A 16097-nucleotide genomic window follows, 5' to 3' on the forward strand; every position below is an offset into this window, starting at 1 on the left:
CGTCGGCGGCCGCTTCCCACAGCTCGGCCTGGGTGAGGGTGACGCCACCGAGGCGCGTCGCGTCGTCGGCGGGCTGGGAGGGGTCCCACGGGATGAACGAGTCGGGCTGCGACCAGACCTCGATGCCGACGTCGTGGACCCCGGCCGGCACGTCGTCGGCGAAGCGCACCCCCATCGGGCGCAGCGAGCACGCGAGGACCACGAGGTCGTCGGCCCGCCCGGCCCAGTGGTCCAGGGTGTCGGGGCCGCACACGACCGCGTCAGGGTCCTCGTCGTCGACCACGACCAGGCCCGCGGTCCAGGCCGCGCCGAGGAAGACCGGACCGAGCCAGTGGGCCGGCAGGTCGACCCGCAGGGTGTCGCCGCGCTCGAGGTCGAGCTCCTCCACCAGCAGGGAGGCGGCCTTGGCCACCCAGTTGGCGTAGGTCGTCACCGACAGCTCGGTGCGCTCACCGGTCGCGTCGTCGTAGAACGTCACGAGCGGACGGCCGGGCTCGGTGCGGAGCTGGGCGGCGAGGACTGCTGCGAAGGTCGTCACAGGGCGAGTGTTCCGCAGTGCCGTGCGCCTGCCCTCACTAGGCTCCGACCATGACCCACATCGAGCACTTCTGGGCCGTGATCCCGGCCGGCGGAGCGGGCACCCGCCTGTGGCCGCTGTCGCGATCCACCTCACCGAAGTTCCTGCGCGACCTCACCGGCGGCGGGCGCTCCATGCTCCAGGAGACCTACGACCGGCTCGCGTCCCTGGCCGAGGACCGGTTCCTCGTCGTGACGGGTCGTGCGCACCGCGACGCGGTCGCCGAGCAGCTCGACGCCCTCGGCGACGACGCGATCCTGGCCGAGCCGTCGGCCCGCGACTCCATGGCCGCCATCGGTCTGGCCGCCGCCCTCCTCGAGGTCGCCGACCCCGACGCGGTGATGGGCTCCTTCGCCGCCGACCACGTCATCGCCGACGTCGCCGCCTTCGGCGACTGCGTGCGCACGGCGGTCGAGGTCGCCCGCGACGGGTGGCTGGTGACGCTCGGCATCGAGCCCACCTTCCCGTCCTCGGCCTTCGGCTACATCCACCTGGGCGATCCCCTCCCGGACCACCCGGGCGCGAGCTCGGTGCGCGAGTTCGTGGAGAAGCCGTCGGTGACCGTGGCCGAGGACTACCTCGCCACCGGGCGGTTCCGTTGGAACGCCGGGATGTTCGTGGTCCGCCCCACCGTGCTGCTCGACCTCCTCGCCATGTCCGACCCGGCCTTCGCGGCCGCCCTCCGCGAGATCGCGGCCGACCGGTCGCTGCTGGAGGAGCGCTGGCAGACCCTCCCCAAGATCGCCCTCGACCACGCGGTCGCGGAGCCGGCCGCCGCTGCCGGCAAGGTCGTCACGGTGCCGGCCTCCTTCGGCTGGGACGACATCGGCGACTTCGACTCGCTGGCCACGCTGCTCGAGGACGACTCCCGCTCCGGCGCGACCGTGCTCGGCGACGCGACCCTGGTGCGGATGCTCGACGCCTCCGGCCTCGTCGTCCCCCAGGGTGGCAAGGTGATCGCGGTCGTCGGGCTCGACGACGTGGTCGTCGTGGACACTCCCGACGCGCTGCTGATCACCACGCGCGCACGCGCCCAGGACGTCAAGCAGGTCGTGGGGGAGCTGAAGCAGAGTCGCCCGGAGCTGACCTGAGCCGTCCTCCCGTCCTGCCTCCTCGGAGATGGGGACTCAGCCTCGGAGCGCGTCCCGGACGTCCGGTCGGGCGAGCATGCGCACGCACCAGGCGAAGTGGCCGTCGGAGTCGTCGGCCCCGAAGCAGCTCGCCGTCGTCAGGGCGTAGGCGGCGCGGTAGATCGAGCAGCGGCGGCCATCGCCTGGGAAGACGGACAGGAAGGCTCGGTCCAGCTCGCGCTCGACCTCTCGCGAGCGAGGGCCGTACATGTCGAAGATGCTGGCCGTGACGGCGACGTCGAACAGAGGGTCTCCCGCGGTCGTCATGAAGCCGAAGTCGAGGACGGCGGACGCATGTTCTCCGCCGGTCATCACGTTCGCCGCGATCAGGTCGCCGTGGACGAGGGTGGGAGTGGCGGGGTCGAGCCCGTGGAGGGCCTCGGCGGTCTGCGCCACCAGGACGTCGACATCGGGGATCGCCACACGAAGTGGGCGCGCGAACCGTTCTGCCCGTCGGGTGACGAGAGCAGCGAGCTCGGTCTCGAACGGCGCGTCCGGTGCGAACGGTGGCTCGCCCGGGAGCATCGGGAGGGTGCGGAAGGCTGGGTCCCCGGGGATCGCTGCGAGCGCGGCCAAGGCCTCGATCATCGCGTCGACGTGCCTGGTGGTCAGGTGGGGCGAGGTGCCGTCGGCTCGCCACACCGGCTCGCCCGACAGTCGCTGCTCGATCGAGACGGGTGTCCCGTCGACCTCGCGAAGGTCGAGGATGTGCGGCAGGGCGACGGCTGAGGTGGCCGGTCGACCTCGTTCCACGGCGTCGTAGAACTGACGGAGCACGATCAGGTCGGCCATGCCGCGACCGGACCACACCTTGGCCACCGTGCCGTCGCCGAGGTCCACGACCGTGCCCTCGATTCCCGAGCCGAGCACGTCCCGAGGGCTCAGGCCGGCCCGCCGCAGCAGGTCCGTCGCGTCAGTCGGGTCCCATGGCACGCTCGCAGCCTCGCACGAGGCGCCCGATGGGCGGTCTCAGGGCAGCGGTGCCTGAAGGAGCCGCACATCCTCCCGGTGCTTCTCCGGGAGGTCGTAGCAGGAGTGCATGGCGAGCTGTGCGTCACGCGACACGCACCGCACTGCCCGACCAGCAAGGATCCCTCGACCCGACAGCGTGTCGGTCGGCAGCGGCCAGGGACCATCGTGGAGCTGGATCACCTCGTCGTCGAGCACGTCGACCACGTGGACGTCGATCTCGCGCCCGTCTGGATGCGCATCGACGAACGCCGTGTCGGAGGTGACGCCGTCGATCTCCACAGACCGGTTCTCCGACCACTCCAGCTTGCGAGCGAACCCTCCGCTCCCCGTCAGGTCGGTGTACCGGGCCAGGTCCGCGCGGTGCACGAGAAGGTCCAGATCCTTGTGCTCCCGGGTCACACGGCCGAGAAGGGCGTCCACACCCCAGCCGCCCATCACCCAGCACCTGACACCAGCCGCGTCGAGCAGCTCGTAGACGGTCACGGCCTGCACGACTGTCATGGCATGAGTCATGTCCTTGAGCCTGCCCTAGTGCTCGGCCAGTCAGGGGTCAGTGAGGTCTCTCGTGCCTTGTGGGGTGGTGAGGAGGGTCTGGCCGTGGGGTTCGCGCCAGAGGAAGGTGCCGGGTGTGAGTTGTTGGTAGCGCCAGCCGGCGTGGGTCTTGAGCTGGTGGTGATGTCGACACAGGGGTGCCAGGTTGCACTCGCACGTCACGCCTGACGTTGCGTGGGCGATCAGGTGGTCGAGGTCGCAGCTGCGTGAGGGCTTTGAGCAGTGGGGGAAGACGCAGGTGGGGTTGCGGAGCCGGACCTTCTCAGCGATCAGGTGGGCCGGGACGTAGGGGTCTGAGCCGTCGTGGCCGGCATTGTGGCCGCCTGCGCAGTGGTCGCGCAGGTCGAGGACGGGGCGGATGGTGACGTGGCGGTCTTGGCGGGCGAGCCAGTCGCGGACGGTGGTGGCGAGGAGGGTGTGGCCGTGCTCGTCGGTGGCGAGGAGTCCGCGGCCTTCGAGGGCGTCCTGGTTGAGGTGGACGTAGGCCACGATGCTCTTGCTCGGTGCCGGCGCGTCCTGGTGGTTGAGGAGGGCGAGGGCCCGGGCGGGGTCGGCGAGGATCCCGACCGCCATGGAGCGGCGGACGTCGAGGGTCTCGAGGGAGCCGTCCCTCTTGAGCGCCTCGGCGACCTGTGACAGGGCGGTGTCGAAGTCGTGGAGGTCGGCCCAGTCGGCACGGATGTCCATGGTGGCGATCCCGGTGTGGCCCATGGTCCTCTCGTCGAGGGTGACGTGGCGGTGCTCGAGGGCTTCCAGGGACTCGATCTCGACGAGCTCGGCGTACATCTCGAGCCGTGCTTCGTCGATGAGGCGGTCGACGGTGACGAGGCCGGCGGTGTCCGCGATGGGGGCGATCGCCTGGTCGACGTGCTCGATGACGTCCCTCGGTGTGCCGAGGACGGCGCGGGCGATGCGGTGCGCCCGCCAGACGGGGACCTTCCCGGAGGACACTTTGGCGTGGAGTCGGGGCATGCGGTGCCGGATGACGAGGCTGTCGCGGATGAATGCCCGACCGGCCGTGGTGGACATGTTGTTGGCGGTCGCGAAGGGTGCGGCGGCGTTCCACGCGATGGGTGGGATGCCGAACCACTGGTCCTCGTCGAGGTCACCGGTCCTGGGGGTGCGGTCGTCCCGGTCGCCGAGCTCACCGGCCGGCACGTGGGCGCGCCTGGGTGTTTTCCAGGACTGGTCGCCCGGGGTCTCGGGGTGGGCGTGGGCCCACGCGATCGCGAGGTGGAACAGGTCGAGGGCGGCCTGGTCGGCGGCTGCTCGAGTCTGTCGGACCAGGGTGATGAGGTCGGTGGGGGTGGGCGCGTCGTCGTCGACCTGGTGGGGGTCGATGACGGTGGTCATGGCATCTAGTGTAGTCGAAGACACGTTCGGTTGACAAGCACAATTTCACATGTATCCGCCGTCCGGTGGGTGGTTTCGAGGCTCGCTGCGCTCGCACCTCAACCACCGTGAGCGGCTCTGCGCTCGCACCTCAACCACCGTGAGGGTCTCGACGCCTCCTCGCTGGCGCTCGTCGGGCTCGACCACCGAAGGTCGGGCTCGACCGACGATCGGTCGGGCTCGTCCAGGGAGGGCCCTCTCCGGTGGCCAAACGTGTGACCACCCCGCAAGCGCGGGGTCCAGCCGGTTTCGACGCCTCCTTGCTGGCGCTCGTCGGGCTCGACCACCGGTGGTCGAGCAGTGAGGAGCGCCAGCGACGAACGCACGTCGAGACCCCGCCGTACGACCACCTCCCCCGGCCGCCTCTCGGCTCACCGGGTCTCGACGACCGCTCGCTGCTCGACCACCGAAGGGGCTCCTTGCGGTGCTCATCGGGCTCGACCACCGAGGTGATGTGCCCGGCCTCCCGCTATCGTCGCCGTCGTGCCAGATCACCAGCGCATCCTCGTGGTCAGCACGACAGCAGCCGAGGCGGAGGTGAGGCGGCTGCGCACCGACCTCGGTCGGGACCCGTTGGTCCTCACCGCTCCGACCGCCGAGGCGGCCGCCCTGGTGCGTGCCCTCCAGGTCGAGCCGCAGGTCGAGGTGCTGCTGGCGCCCGTGAAGTTCCCCCAGGTCGACCGTGGTCACCGGCTGGACGAGCTGGTGCGTGACCGCGCGCTGCGCGACCGGTTCCGCGACGTCGTCGTGGTGACGGACCCGGCGACCGCGACCCTGCTGCTGCGGGTCCTCGCGCCCGACCAGCTGCCGTCGAGCGCCACGGTGACCCTGGTGGGCCTTCCCCGCGGGGTCCGCCCGGTCGACTACCGGCGTGCGGCCATCGGCGGGGGAGTGCTGGGGCTTGCCGCAGGCGTGGCGGAGCCGCTGGCGCCCCTCCTCGCCCTGCCCGCTGCAACAGCCCTGGTCGGCCTCGGCCTGCTGCTCGTCGAGCCCTGGAGACACGTGGGTCGTGAGCTGCTGCTCGCCGCGACGATCTCGCTCGCCGTGCTGCTCGTGGTCGTCGCCAGCTCGGCCCGGTTCCCCGGCGGCTGGTGACGACCGTCGAGGCGACTACTGGACGGTCGGCTCGGGGGAGTCGAGGTAGGGGTAGTCGAGCATGAAGGTCTCGAGGGCCTCGCCGCTGAACTCCGAGCAGTACTGCCACACGCCGACCTGCTTGGCCGCGTCGGTCTCGCCCTCGCCGCCCACGGACCAGTGGGTGTAGGCCACGTGCGTGCCCTCGGGGAACGACGCGCCGTCCTCGTCCTCGGAGGTCCACGGGGCCGCGATGAACTTGTAGCGGTAGTTGTCCGTGCCGGGGAACTTCTTGGCGACGGCCCTCAGCTCGGTGAGCGCGTCGTCGTCGGCGGCGACGGTCTCGTCGTACCAGACGACCGTGTAGCCGTGCTCGAGGTTGTGGACCAGCGACTCCAGCGCCGGGCGGTCGGAGTCGGTGTAGAACTTGCGGTCCATGGGGGCCGGCGCGACGCCGAACTCGTTCCAGTGGGGACCGAAGGCCGGCGGGGCGTCCTCGTAGACGACCGGCGTGTCCGTCGGGATGTGGTCGTTGTTGCCCTCGGCGGTCTTGGTCGTGACCTTCTCGCACACCGACGGGGCAGCGCCGATGCTGGCGAGGCCCAGGTCGTTGAACTTGCGCAGGTCCCAGGCGTTCTTGAGGGGCCGGTAGGACGCGGCGCCGATGATGAGCAGGGCGACGACGACGCAGACACCGACGATCATGAAGCCGCGGCGCTTCTCGGCGCCCTTCTGCTTCTTGCGGATGTCGTCGATGACCTTCTGGCGGTCGGACTTGGCTTGCTTGGCCACGGTTGGGTCTACCTCGGTTCGGGGCGGGGTCGCGGTGAGTCTACGGAGTCGACGGGCGGAGTCGCAGGCGGTCCCGCCGAGTCGTCCCGGCCGGTGCCGCGTCGGGCACCCACCCGTGCGCGAAGGCGAGCACCAGCACGAGGGCCGGCTCGCGGCTGTCGCTGACCTCGACACCGCCGTCGTACGCCGTCGTGGTGCCGCCGGTGCTGCGCGCGGCGACGTCCAGCGCGCGCAGCAGCTCCTCGGTGCTCGCCGGGGTGCCGAAGACCGCCTGGTCGCCCGGGTCTCCGGCCACCGCCCGCAGCACCGCCTCGCGGGCCCCGAACCCGAACAGGTCGGCTCCCTCGGCGCGCACCAGCGCGACGGCGCCGGTGCCGTCGTCCCCGCGGGGCAGGACCAGGTCGGCGCGCCCGCGCACGACGGCGACCGGACGCCCGCCGAGCTTGCCCTGGGCGAGCTCGGCCATGCCGGCGATCTCGTCGGCCACGGCCGGCGCGGTGACGGCGAGCTCGTTGCCGTGCCCGTCGACCCGGCCGGCGAAGTCCTCGGCGACCAGCAGGCCCGCAGCACCGATGGCGATGTCGGTCTGTCCCTCGCGCCAGGCCCGGCCGGCGGTGTCGGTGACGATCACGCCGACGTTGGCCCCCGTGATCGCGAGCAGGGAGGCGCGCAGCGACCGGGCGGACGCGTCGGGGTCCACCGGCAGCAGCACGATCGAGCCCTGCTCGACGTTGGAGGCGTCGATCCCGGCCGCGGCCATGATCAGCCCGTGGTGGGTGCGCACGATCTGCGTCGGTCCCTTGCGGGCCACCACGCGGTCGGTCTCGCCGGCGAGCGCCTCCTCACGGGTGGTGCCCGCCACGACGCGTCCCTCGGCCTTGCTGACGACCTTGCTGGTGACCACCACGACGTCGCCGTCGGCGAGCGGCGCCAGCACCGGGGCCAGGAGGGTGGCCAGATCGACGCCGGCGCGCACCTCGGGGAGGCCGTCGGGCGCGGTGACGGAGACGGTGCTCATCGGGCGGCTCGGCCCACCAGCTCGATCGCGGCAGCGGCCATCGCGGCGGTCGCGTCGTGGTCGCGCATCATCAGGGGCACAGCGCGGCACGCGAGACCGGCGTCGGTCAGTCGGGGCACGGAGTCGGCGTCGCGCTCGTCGACCAGCCACCCGTCGAGGAGCCCACCCTCGGAGCGGGCGCCGTAGTGCAGCCCCACCCCCGCGGCGCTGACCTCCACGCCGATCGCGTTGAGCATCTGCTCGGCCATCCCGCGCACGTGGGTGCCGCCGACGATCGGCGACAGTCCCACGACCGGAGCCCGCGTGGCCGCGACGGCCTCGCGGACGCGGGGCACGCCCAGGATCGTGCCGACCGAGACGACCGGGTTGGACGGCGGGAGGATGACCAGGTCGGCGTCGGTGATCGCGTCGATGACCCCGGGGCCGGGGGAGGAGTCCGCGAGCCCCACGAAGAGCACGGTCTCGGCGGGCACGGAGGCGCGCAGCCGGATCCAGTACTCCTGGAAGTGCACCACGCGCCGTCCGCTGGGCGAGTCGGCGTCGGCGATCGCCACGTGGGTCTCGACGCGGTCGTCGGTCATCGGCAGGAGACGGACGCTCTCGCCGAGGGTCGGGAGGAGCCAGCGGCGGCACAGCGCCTCGGTCACCTGCGAGAGGGGGTAGCCGGCGTCGAGCATCTGGGTGCGCACCAGGTGGGTCGCCACGTCGCGGTCCCCGAGGCCGAACCACGTCGGCTCGACGCCGTACGCCGCCAGCTCGTCCTTGACGCTCCACGACTCGTCGCGACGACCCCAGCCGCGCTCGAGGTCGATGCCGTCGCCCAAGGTGTACATCACGGTGTCGAGGTCCGGGCAGACCTTGAGGCCGTGCACCCAGATGTCGTCGGCGGTGTTGGCGACGACCGTGACGACCGCGTCAGGAGCGACCCCGGGCAGGCTCCCGGAGCGGATCCCGTGGGTGAGTCCCTGGAGGAACTTGGCGCCGCCCATGCCGCCCGAGAGGACGGTGATCCGGCGCAGGTCAGGAGGTGTGGAGGGGACTGATGAGCGATCCGGCATGGCCGCTACCTTGCCGCACGTCGCCACGCCGCAGCCCAGGCGGCTCATTCCTTAGCAGATCGGCGCTTGACTTCCGGGGTACGACAGGCATGTAATTCCCACAGTGTTGTTCGGGGTGTTGCTGGGTCGAAAGGGTGAAGACCGTGAGAGAACTGTTTCTTCTCGAACCGGACGCCGAGGATGCGGGTTGGCAGGATCGCGCGTTGTGCGCGCAGACCGACCCCGAGGCGTTCTTCCCTGAGAAGGGTGGGTCGACGAGAGAGGCCAAGAAGGTCTGTCTCACGTGCGAGGTCCGAGACGACTGTCTCGAGGCCGCGTTGTTCAACGACGAGCGTTTCGGCATCTGGGGTGGTCTCTCCGAGAGGGAGCGCCGCAAGTTGAAGAAGCGCGCAGTCTGACGATGGACAGGAATACCCCGGCCCGAGCGGCCGGGGTTCCTGCCATTTCTGGGGCATTTCGGGGCTGGCGCGACCCCGACTAGGGTGGCCGATCGTGTCAGCGCCCCCGGAGACCTCGGCCCCGACCGTCGCAGTGCTGCTCGTCAGCCACGACGGCGCCCGTTGGCTGCCCGCGGTGCTGGAGGGCCTGGCGGCCCAGACCCGTCCGGTCGACCGGGTCGTGGCCGTCGACACCGGCAGCAAGGACGAGAGCGCCGACCTGCTCGACGCGGCCCTCGCGGCGCAGCACGGACCGGCCCTGCGGGTGCCCGGCTCCACGCACTTCCCGGCGGCCCTCGACCTCGGCCTCGAGCAGCTCGCCGCCGCCGGTGCGCCACCGGAGTGGGTGTGGGTCCTGCACGACGACGCCAATCCTGCGCCGAGCGCTCTCGCGACCCTGCTCGCCGCAGCCGAGCAGCACCCCGAGGCCGATGTCCTCGGTCCGACGCTGCGGGAGTGGCCCTCGCTCAAGCGCCTGCTCGAGGTCGGCGTCACGATCTCCGGCACCGGCCGCCGCGAGACCGGGCTCGAGCGTGGCGAGTACGACCAGGGCCAGCACGACGACGTACGACGGGTGCTCGCGGTCAACACCGCCGGCATGCTGGTGCGCCGCACGGTCCTCGAGGAGCTCGGCGGTCTCGACGACCAGCTGCCGATCTTCGGCAACGACCTCGACTTCGGCTGGCGCGCCGCCGCAGCCGGTCACACCACGATCGTCGTGCCCCAGGCCGTCGTCTTCCACGCCGAGGCCGCCCACCGCGGGATCCGTCGTACGCCCCTGACCGGGCGGCACACGCACTACCAGGAGCGCCGCGCGGCGCTGTGGACGCTGCTGGTCAACAGCCGGACCCGGGCGTTGCCCATCCAGGTGCTCCGCCTCGGGCTCGGGACGCTGCTGCGGATGGTCGGCTTCCTGCTGGTCCGCTCCGTCGGTGAGGCGCTCGACGAGCTCGCCGCGCTGGTCTCCGTCTACTCCAGCCCGCGCCGGGTCCTGACGGCCCGTCGTGAGCGTCGGCAGCGGCACGGGGAGGGTGCGGCCGACGTCTCCGACCTGCTGGCCCCACCCTGGCTGCCCTACCGCCACGGCCTCGACTTCGTGAGCGACCTCGCGGCGGCGGCCACCCACCAGGCCGCCGACGTCGCCGAGCGACGCCGGGCGGCGGCGCTCGAGCGCGACCCGTCGTCGATGGTCACGCGACGACCGACCCTCGACGACGAGGACGCCTTCGAGGACACCGGTGTCGTCGCGCGCTTCCTGACCAACCCGATCGCGGTCCTGCTCGCGCTCTTCGTCGTCGCCGCGCTGGTCGGGGCGCGCGAGGCCTTCGGCTCCGTGGTGGGCGGGGGGCTCTCGCCGGTGCCCGAGTCCGTCAGCGACTGGTGGGGCCTGCACCTGGAGTCCTGGCACGCGCTCGGCCAGGGCAGCGCCGTGCCGGCCCCGGCCTACCTGCTCCCGCTGGCCCTCCTCGGCTCGGTGCTCGGCACCACCCTCACCGTCTCGGCGCTGCTGGTCCTCGCCGTGCCCGCCGGCGTCTGGGGCGCCTGGCGCTTCCTGCGCGTGACCGGCCGGCTCGTCAGCCCGCAGGGCGCCCCTCGCTGGGTGCTGCTCTGGGGCGCCACCACCTACGCCCTCGTGCCCGTCGTCAGCGGCGCCTGGGGCGACGGCCGGCTCGGCCCGGTCGTGACCGCGGTCCTGCTGCCGTGGCTGGCCCACGCCGCGCTCGGGTTCGCCGACCCCTCGGCCGACCGCCGCTGGCGCGCCGGGTGGCGCACGGCGCTGCTGCTGGCCCTCGTCAGCGCCTTCGCCCCGGTGGCGTGGCTCTTCGGCCTCGTGGTCGGCCTGGTCGTGGTGGCCGCGGCCTTCGCGATCGTGCCGAGCGCCATGCGCGACCGCTCCACCTGGGGCCCGCCCGCGGCGGCGGTCCTCACGGTGCCCGTCCTGCTGGCCCCCTGGTGGCTGCCCTCGCTCGTGCACGGTGCCGCCTCCGGGCTGGTGCTCGACGTCGGTCGGCTGCCGCTGCCGGCGGTCGACACCCTCGACCTGCTGTCGGGTCGCATCGGCGACCTCGGCGCGCCGTGGTGGCTCGGTGTCCTCGTGCTGGTCGCCGCGCTCGGCGCGCTGCTGCCCCGTGCGACGCGGATCCCGGTCCTCGTGTGCTGGATCGTCGCGCTGGTCGCGGGCGTGCTGGCGGCGGTGCTCGGCAACCTCACGGTCACCCTCGACACCACGACCACCCCGCTCGGCATCGGCTTCCTGGTCGTCGTCCTCCAGGGTGCGCTCGTCACGGCCGCGACGCTGGGCGGCCAGGGCCTGGCAGCCGCCACGCTCACCCACGTCGGGGCGCGGCGCACGCTCGTGAGCCTCGTCGCGGTCGTGGCTGCCGTCGTCCCCCTCGGTGGGCTGGTGTGGTTCGGCATCGGGGGCCACGACGGCCTCGCTGACACCGAGGACACCGACATCCCTGCCTACATGGTGCAGAGCTCGATGACCGGCGACGAGCACGGCATCCTGGTGGTGCGCGGCTCGGTCGAGGAGGGCCTGGACTACGTCGTGCGCCGCGGCGACGGGGTGACGCTGGGGGAGGACGAGATCCTCACCCGCACCCCTGAGGACACCGCGTTCACCGACCTGGTGCAGACCCTGCTGTCGCGACCCGGCCCCGACGTCGTCGACCGCCTCGCGACCCAGGGCATCGAGTACGTCGTGATGCCCTCGCCCGCCGACGGCGACGTGGCCGCCCTGCTCGACTCGACCGGCGGACTCGTCCAGGCCAGCGCCGAGGACCGCGAGACCCGGGCCTGGCAGGTCGGGCGCGCGCTCGACGAGCAGGCTGTCGAGGGTCCGACCGACTGGCTGCACCTCGGGCTGGTCGTGCTCCAGGGGCTGGCGATCGTGGTGGTCGCCGTGCTCTGCGCCCCCACCACCGAGAGGAGACGTCGATGACCCGCACCCCGCTGCGCCGACGCCTCGACGTGACCACCGTGCTGGCGGTCCTGCTGCCCCTGCTCACGGTCGCGGCCCTGCTGCTGGTGCGCCCCGACGTCCCCACCCCCGGCCCCCGGCCGCCCGAGCAGACCCCGCTGACCCGCGCGGTCGCGATCTGCCCGAGCGGCGACCCGGAGGCCTACGTGACCTCGGTCTCGGACGTCGGTGGTCCGATCGACTTCCGCCTCGGCGACCGCGAGGGCAGCGCCGACATCGAGCCCGGTCGCATCACCACGCTGGACGGCGGCGACGGCCCGCTCGTCGTCCGCGCCGACGGCGAGGTCGCGCCCGGCCTGCTCGCCGGCCGCTTCGCCAGCCCCGTGGCCGCCGCCGAGTGCCGTGCGCCCGCCTCCGACCAGTGGTTCACCGGCGTCGGCTCCGGTGCCCGGCACACCTCGGTCCTCGAGCTGGTCAACCCCGACGCGGGACCCGCGGTCATCGACGCCACGCTCTACGGCGTCAGCGGCATCGTCGACGCGCCCGACCTGCGCGGCGTGGCCGTCCCGGGACGGGGCGTCGTACGCCTCGACCTGGGGAAGGTCATCCCGCGCCGCGACGAGCTCGCCCTGCACGTGACGACCTCGAGGGGCCGGGTCTCCGCGAGCATCCGCGACCGCTACGCCGAGCTCGGCACCGGCGGCTCCTCGACCGACTGGCTGGGCGCCCAGCCGGAGCCGGCGCGCAGCAACCTGCTGCTCGGCCTCGCCCCCGGCTCGGGCCTGCGCACGCTCACGCTGCTCAACCCCGGGGACAGCGAGACCCGGGCCCGCGTGCAGCTGGTCTCTCCCGAGTCGGTCTTCACCCCGTCGGGCCTCGACGAGGTCGTGCTCGCGCCCCAGAGCGTCACCCGCGTCTCGCTCTCCGACCTGCTCGGCACCAGCGCCGCCGACGGCACCCTCGGGCTGCTCGTCGACGCCCCTCAGCCCATCACGGCGAGCGTGCGGTCCTACGTCGCCCGCGACCTGTCCCACGCGGTCAGCGGCCTCCCGGTCGACGAGGCCACCACCGTCCTCGCCCCCGTCGGGGACAAGCGGCTGCTGCTCGCCGGCGCCTCGCGCTCCGGCTCGGTCTCGGTGACGGCCCTGGCCGCCGACGGGAGCGTGCTGGCCGAGGAGCGCACCGAGGTCCTCCCCGGGCGCGGCTACGCCCTCGACCTCCCGCGCCGCACCGCGCTGGTCACCGTCACGCCCCGTCAGGTCTCCGTCGTCGCCTCGCTCCTCGTGAGCGAGGCCGAGGGCCCCGGACGAGGATCCACCGTCGTCCGGCTGCGGCCCCAGGTCACCAGCGGCCTGGTGGCGTCCGTGGGTCCCGGCTTGCCCTGACGCGCGGGCCCCCGCGCGTCAGTCCGCGGAGTAGCGCGGGTCGACGTCCTCGGCGTCGATCCCCAGCAGCTCGGCGACCTGCTCCACCACCAGGGTCAGCACCAGCGCCTCGAGGTCCGAGCGGGTCTCGCAACGGTGCTCGATCGGCCGGCGGAAGAGCACCAGCCGCGTGGCCTGGGTGCCCGTGCCGCGCACCAGCGACGAGAGCGGCACGGTGCCCGCCCAGTCGTCGGGGACCAGGGGCGTGTCCTCGACGGCGTACTCCACCAGTCCCAGCCGCGACGACCACCGCTCGTCGATGGCGGTCACGACGTCGAGCACCAGCGCGTCGAAGCGCTCGCGCGCGGTCCTGAGCTCTGGTCGGCCGGGGGTGCGGGGCATGACGGCGGGCCCGCGCATGCCGCGGCCGCGTCGGTCTCGGGTCCGGCCGGTGTCGCTCACAGCCGCGAGCCTAAACGGCGGTGGGGGTGTGGACCGGTACGGTCACGCTCGTGAGTCTTGCCCGTCGTTGTTCGCGATCCCCGTGTGGGCGTCCAGCGGTCAACACGTTGACCTACGTCTACGCCGACTCCACGGCGGTGCTGGGGCCGCTCGCGACCTACGCCGAGCCCCACGCCTACGACCTCTGCGCCCTCCACAGCGAGCGGCTCTCGGCCCCCCGCGGGTGGGAGGTCATCCGACTCCAGGGCGACCCTCGCGAGACCGGGCCGTCGGGCGACGACCTGCTCGCCCTCGCCGACGCCGTGCGCGAGGCCGCCCGCCCTGCACCGGTCGCCCGTGTGGCGCCCGAGGACGAGACCGGCCACGAGTCCACGCGGCGCGGGCACCTGCGGGTGCTGACCAGCGACTGAGGGATCTCCACTACTGTCTGCCGCATGGCAGACAGCCCTCACGACGTCACGTCGGGCACCCTGGACCCCGCCAACATCAGCGCCATCTTCAAGGCCTACGACGTGCGCGGCACGGTCCCCGACCAGATGGACGAGGAGCTCGCCCGGGCCACCGGTCAGGCCTACGTCCAGGTCGTGGGTGCCACCCAGGTCGTGGTGGGTCACGACATGCGCCCGACCTCGCCGGGCATGGCCGCGGCCTTCGCCGACGGGGCGACCCAAGCCGGTGCCGACGTCGTGATGATCGGCCTGGCCTCCACCGACCAGCTCTACTTCGCGTCCGGCCACCTCGGGCTGCCCGGTGCGATGTTCACCGCGAGCCACAACCCGTCGAACTACAACGGGATCAAGATGTGCCGCGCCCACGCGACGCCGGTCGGCATGGAGACCGGGTTGGCCGACATCCGGGACCTGGTCGTCTCCGGTGACTTCGCGCCGGCGTTCAGCGTCGGCGAGATCAGCGAGACCGACGTGCTCGAGGCCTACGCAGCCCACCTGCTCACCCTCGCGCCCGTGACCGGTCGTCGGCTCAAGGTCGTCGCCGACGCGGGCAACGGGATGGCCGGCCACACCGCGCCGGCCGTCTTCCGTCGCCTCGGAGACGCCCAGGTCGACCTGGTCCCGCTCTACTTCGAGCTCGACGGCTCCTTCCCTCACCACGAGGCCAACCCGATCGAGGCCGAGAACCTCCGCGACCTCCAGGCCAAGGTCCTCGAGACGGGCGCCGACATCGGCCTGGCCTTCGACGGCGACGCCGACCGGTGCTTCCTGGTCGACGAGCGCGGCCAGGCGGTCTCGCCCTCCACCCTGACGGCCCTCATCGCGGCCCGCGCGCTGGCCAAGGAGCCGGGCGCGACGATCATCCACAACCTGATCACCAGCCGCGCGGTGCCCGAGATCGTCACCGAGCTCGGCGGCAAGCCGGTCCGCACCCGCGTCGGCCACTCCTTCATCAAGGCCACCATGGCCGAGACCGACGCCATCTTCGGCGGCGAGCACAGCGGCCACTTCTACTTCCGCGACTTCTGGCGTGCCGACTCGGGCATGCTCGCCGCCCTGCACGCGATGGCGGCCCTCGCGGAGACCGACGGGACGCTCTCGGAGCTGCTGGATCAGTACGAGCGCTACCCCGTCAGCGGCGAGATCAACTCCGAGGTCGCCGACGCCATCGGCGTCATGGCAGCCTTGGAGGAGGCCTACGGCGGCCAGGAGGCCGTCACCACCGACCGGCTCGACGGGCTCACCGTCAGCCACCCCGACTGGACCTTCAACGTCCGGCCGTCCAACACCGAGCCCCTGCTCCGGCTCAACGCCGAGGGCAAGGACACCGAGACTATGGACCGCGTCCGCGACGAGGTCCTCGCACAGATCAGGAGCGGCCGATGAGCGTCGAGCTCGACCCCACCCTGCTGGACATCATCGTGTGTCCGGCCTGCCACACCGACCTCGAGCTCGTGGGCGACGACACCGCCACCCCCGAGCTCGTCTGCCAAGGCTGCGGCCTGGCCTACCCGATCCGCGACAACATCCCCGTGATGCTCGTCGACGAAGCCCGCAAGCCGGCGTAGGCCCGCGATGTCCTGGTTCGACGAGTCGCGGCTCGATGACGAGGTCGCGCTCGGCGCGGCCGACCTGCGACTGCGCACGCTGGCCGAGTCGGGCGCCCGCGTCCGACGTGAGGCCGGCGACGCTGCCGAGGCGATCGCCGACGTCGTGGCGCGCAGCCACGACCAGGCGCGGCCGCGGGCCATCATCGCCGCGGGTCCCGACTCGCGGCTGCTCCGTGCGGTCCTCGAGCCCTGGTGCCCGGTGCCGTTCGTGGCCTGGCCCGGCCAGGCGCTGCCCGGCTGGGCGGGAAGCCTCGACCTGGTGATCGTGCTGGCCCCCGACGGGGGCG

General features: G+C 72.7%; 16 protein-coding genes and 1 pseudogene. 9 read left to right on the forward strand and 8 right to left on the reverse strand.

Annotated elements, in window-relative coordinates:
• Positions 1–538 (reverse strand): TIGR03089 family protein (locus AAG827_RS20010; RefSeq protein WP_341927977.1); only part of this gene is annotated, 538 nt, incomplete at its 3' end.
• A 50-nt stretch (positions 539–588) separates the two neighbouring features.
• Here AAG827_RS20010 and AAG827_RS20015 point away from each other — a divergent pair.
• Positions 589–1668 (forward strand): mannose-1-phosphate guanylyltransferase, encoded by a 1080-nt coding sequence (locus AAG827_RS20015; RefSeq protein ID WP_341927978.1) that lies wholly within the window; start codon positions 589–591, stop codon positions 1666–1668.
• A gap of 36 nt (positions 1669–1704) precedes the next feature.
• On the opposite strand, the gene AAG827_RS20020 is transcribed toward AAG827_RS20015, so the two are convergent.
• Genes AAG827_RS20020 through AAG827_RS20030 form a run of 3 tightly spaced genes read right to left on the reverse strand, consistent with a single transcriptional unit; the run spans position 1705 to position 4584 of the window.
• The gene (locus AAG827_RS20020; protein WP_341927979.1) at positions 1705–2640 is read right to left on the reverse strand and encodes a phosphotransferase; all 936 of its coding nucleotides are present in this window, start codon (positions 2638–2640) and stop codon (positions 1705–1707) included.
• Positions 2641–2676: 36 nt separating this feature from the next.
• Positions 2677–3162: a hypothetical protein gene (locus AAG827_RS20025; RefSeq protein WP_341927980.1), complete on the reverse strand. Its 486-nt coding sequence runs from the start codon at positions 3160–3162 to the stop codon at positions 2677–2679.
• A 60-nt stretch (positions 3163–3222) separates the two neighbouring features.
• Positions 3223–4584, reverse strand: coding sequence for an HNH endonuclease signature motif containing protein (locus tag AAG827_RS20030; RefSeq protein WP_341927981.1), 1362 nt, complete (start codon positions 4582–4584; stop codon positions 3223–3225).
• A 522-nt stretch (positions 4585–5106) separates the two neighbouring features.
• Between AAG827_RS20030 and AAG827_RS20035 the strand changes: the two genes are divergently transcribed.
• Complete coding sequence (locus tag AAG827_RS20035; protein ID WP_341927982.1) at positions 5107–5718, forward strand: hypothetical protein; 612 nt, start codon at positions 5107–5109, stop codon at positions 5716–5718.
• A gap of 15 nt (positions 5719–5733) precedes the next feature.
• Here AAG827_RS20035 and AAG827_RS20040 read toward each other — a convergent pair whose 3' ends face one another.
• The 3 genes from AAG827_RS20040 to cofD are packed head-to-tail and all read right to left on the reverse strand — an operon-like array spanning position 5734 to position 8565.
• On the reverse strand, positions 5734–6489 hold the full coding sequence (locus tag AAG827_RS20040) for a DUF3105 domain-containing protein (protein WP_341927983.1): 756 nt from the start codon (positions 6487–6489) through the stop codon (positions 5734–5736).
• A 40-nt stretch (positions 6490–6529) separates the two neighbouring features.
• Positions 6530–7507, reverse strand: coding sequence for a coenzyme F420-0:L-glutamate ligase (gene cofE, locus AAG827_RS20045; RefSeq protein WP_341927984.1), 978 nt, complete (start codon positions 7505–7507; stop codon positions 6530–6532).
• On the reverse strand, positions 7504–8565 hold the full coding sequence (gene cofD, locus AAG827_RS20050) for a 2-phospho-L-lactate transferase (protein WP_341927985.1): 1062 nt from the start codon (positions 8563–8565) through the stop codon (positions 7504–7506). The genes cofE and cofD overlap by 4 nt, the downstream gene beginning before the upstream one ends.
• A gap of 143 nt (positions 8566–8708) precedes the next feature.
• On the opposite strand from cofD, the gene AAG827_RS20055 reads away from it, so the two are divergent.
• From AAG827_RS20055 to AAG827_RS20065, 3 genes are all read left to right on the forward strand, one after another.
• The gene (locus AAG827_RS20055; RefSeq protein WP_091026910.1) at positions 8709–8963 is read left to right on the forward strand and encodes a WhiB family transcriptional regulator; all 255 of its coding nucleotides are present in this window, start codon (positions 8709–8711) and stop codon (positions 8961–8963) included.
• A 94-nt stretch (positions 8964–9057) separates the two neighbouring features.
• Positions 9058–11946: a glycosyltransferase family 2 protein gene (locus AAG827_RS20060; protein ID WP_341927986.1), complete on the forward strand. Its 2889-nt coding sequence runs from the start codon at positions 9058–9060 to the stop codon at positions 11944–11946.
• Positions 11943–13310 carry a DUF5719 family protein gene (locus AAG827_RS20065; protein WP_341927987.1) on the forward strand — a complete coding sequence of 456 codons (1368 nt, stop codon included), beginning with the start codon at positions 11943–11945 and terminating at the stop codon, positions 13308–13310. The genes AAG827_RS20060 and AAG827_RS20065 overlap by 4 nt, the downstream gene beginning before the upstream one ends.
• A gap of 18 nt (positions 13311–13328) precedes the next feature.
• Here the strand turns inward: AAG827_RS20065 and AAG827_RS20070 are convergent, their stop codons facing one another.
• Positions 13329–13751 (reverse strand): metallopeptidase family protein, encoded by a 423-nt coding sequence (locus AAG827_RS20070; RefSeq protein ID WP_341927988.1) that lies wholly within the window; start codon positions 13749–13751, stop codon positions 13329–13331.
• A 50-nt stretch (positions 13752–13801) separates the two neighbouring features.
• Here AAG827_RS20070 and AAG827_RS20075 point away from each other — a divergent pair, with 50 nt between their 5' ends.
• The 4 genes and pseudogenes from AAG827_RS20075 to AAG827_RS20090 form a co-directional block, all read left to right on the forward strand.
• Positions 13802–14161 (forward strand): DUF3499 domain-containing protein, encoded by a 360-nt coding sequence (locus AAG827_RS20075; protein WP_341927989.1) that lies wholly within the window; start codon positions 13802–13804, stop codon positions 14159–14161.
• Between the two features lie 24 nt (positions 14162–14185).
• Positions 14186–15586: a phosphomannomutase/phosphoglucomutase gene (locus AAG827_RS20080; protein WP_341927990.1), complete on the forward strand. Its 1401-nt coding sequence runs from the start codon at positions 14186–14188 to the stop codon at positions 15584–15586.
• Positions 15583–15768, forward strand: a complete 186-nt coding sequence (locus tag AAG827_RS20085; protein ID WP_091115238.1) for a Trm112 family protein — start codon at positions 15583–15585, stop codon at positions 15766–15768. The genes AAG827_RS20080 and AAG827_RS20085 overlap by 4 nt, the downstream gene beginning before the upstream one ends.
• Before the next feature lie 7 nt (positions 15769–15775).
• Positions 15776–16097: pseudogene (locus AAG827_RS20090) on the forward strand (hypothetical protein); the annotation flags it as partial.

Origin of the sequence: Nocardioides psychrotolerans (genome assembly GCF_943371775.1) — a bacterium.
In the GTDB taxonomy this organism is placed as follows: Bacteria; Actinomycetota; Actinomycetes; order Propionibacteriales; family Nocardioidaceae; genus Nocardioides; species Nocardioides psychrotolerans_A.

Bases quoted from the DNA above. Each gene is read 5' to 3' on its own strand.
- AAG827_RS20085 (WP_091115238.1), top strand. From the start codon at position 15,583: ATGAGCGTCGAGCTCGACCCCACCCTGCTGGACATCATCGTGTGTCCG.
- AAG827_RS20080 (WP_341927990.1), top strand. From the start codon at position 14,186: ATGGCAGACAGCCCTCACGACGTCACGTCGGGCACCCTGGACCCCGCC.
- cofE (WP_341927984.1), bottom strand. From the start codon at position 7,507: ATGAGCACCGTCTCCGTCACCGCGCCCGACGGCCTCCCCGAGGTGCGC.
- cofD (WP_341927985.1), bottom strand. From the start codon at position 8,565: ATGCCGGATCGCTCATCAGTCCCCTCCACACCTCCTGACCTGCGCCGG.
- AAG827_RS20030 (WP_341927981.1), bottom strand. From the start codon at position 4,584: ATGACCACCGTCATCGACCCCCACCAGGTCGACGACGACGCGCCCACC.
- AAG827_RS20015 (WP_341927978.1), top strand. From the start codon at position 589: ATGACCCACATCGAGCACTTCTGGGCCGTGATCCCGGCCGGCGGAGCG.
- AAG827_RS20065 (WP_341927987.1), top strand. From the start codon at position 11,943: ATGACCCGCACCCCGCTGCGCCGACGCCTCGACGTGACCACCGTGCTG.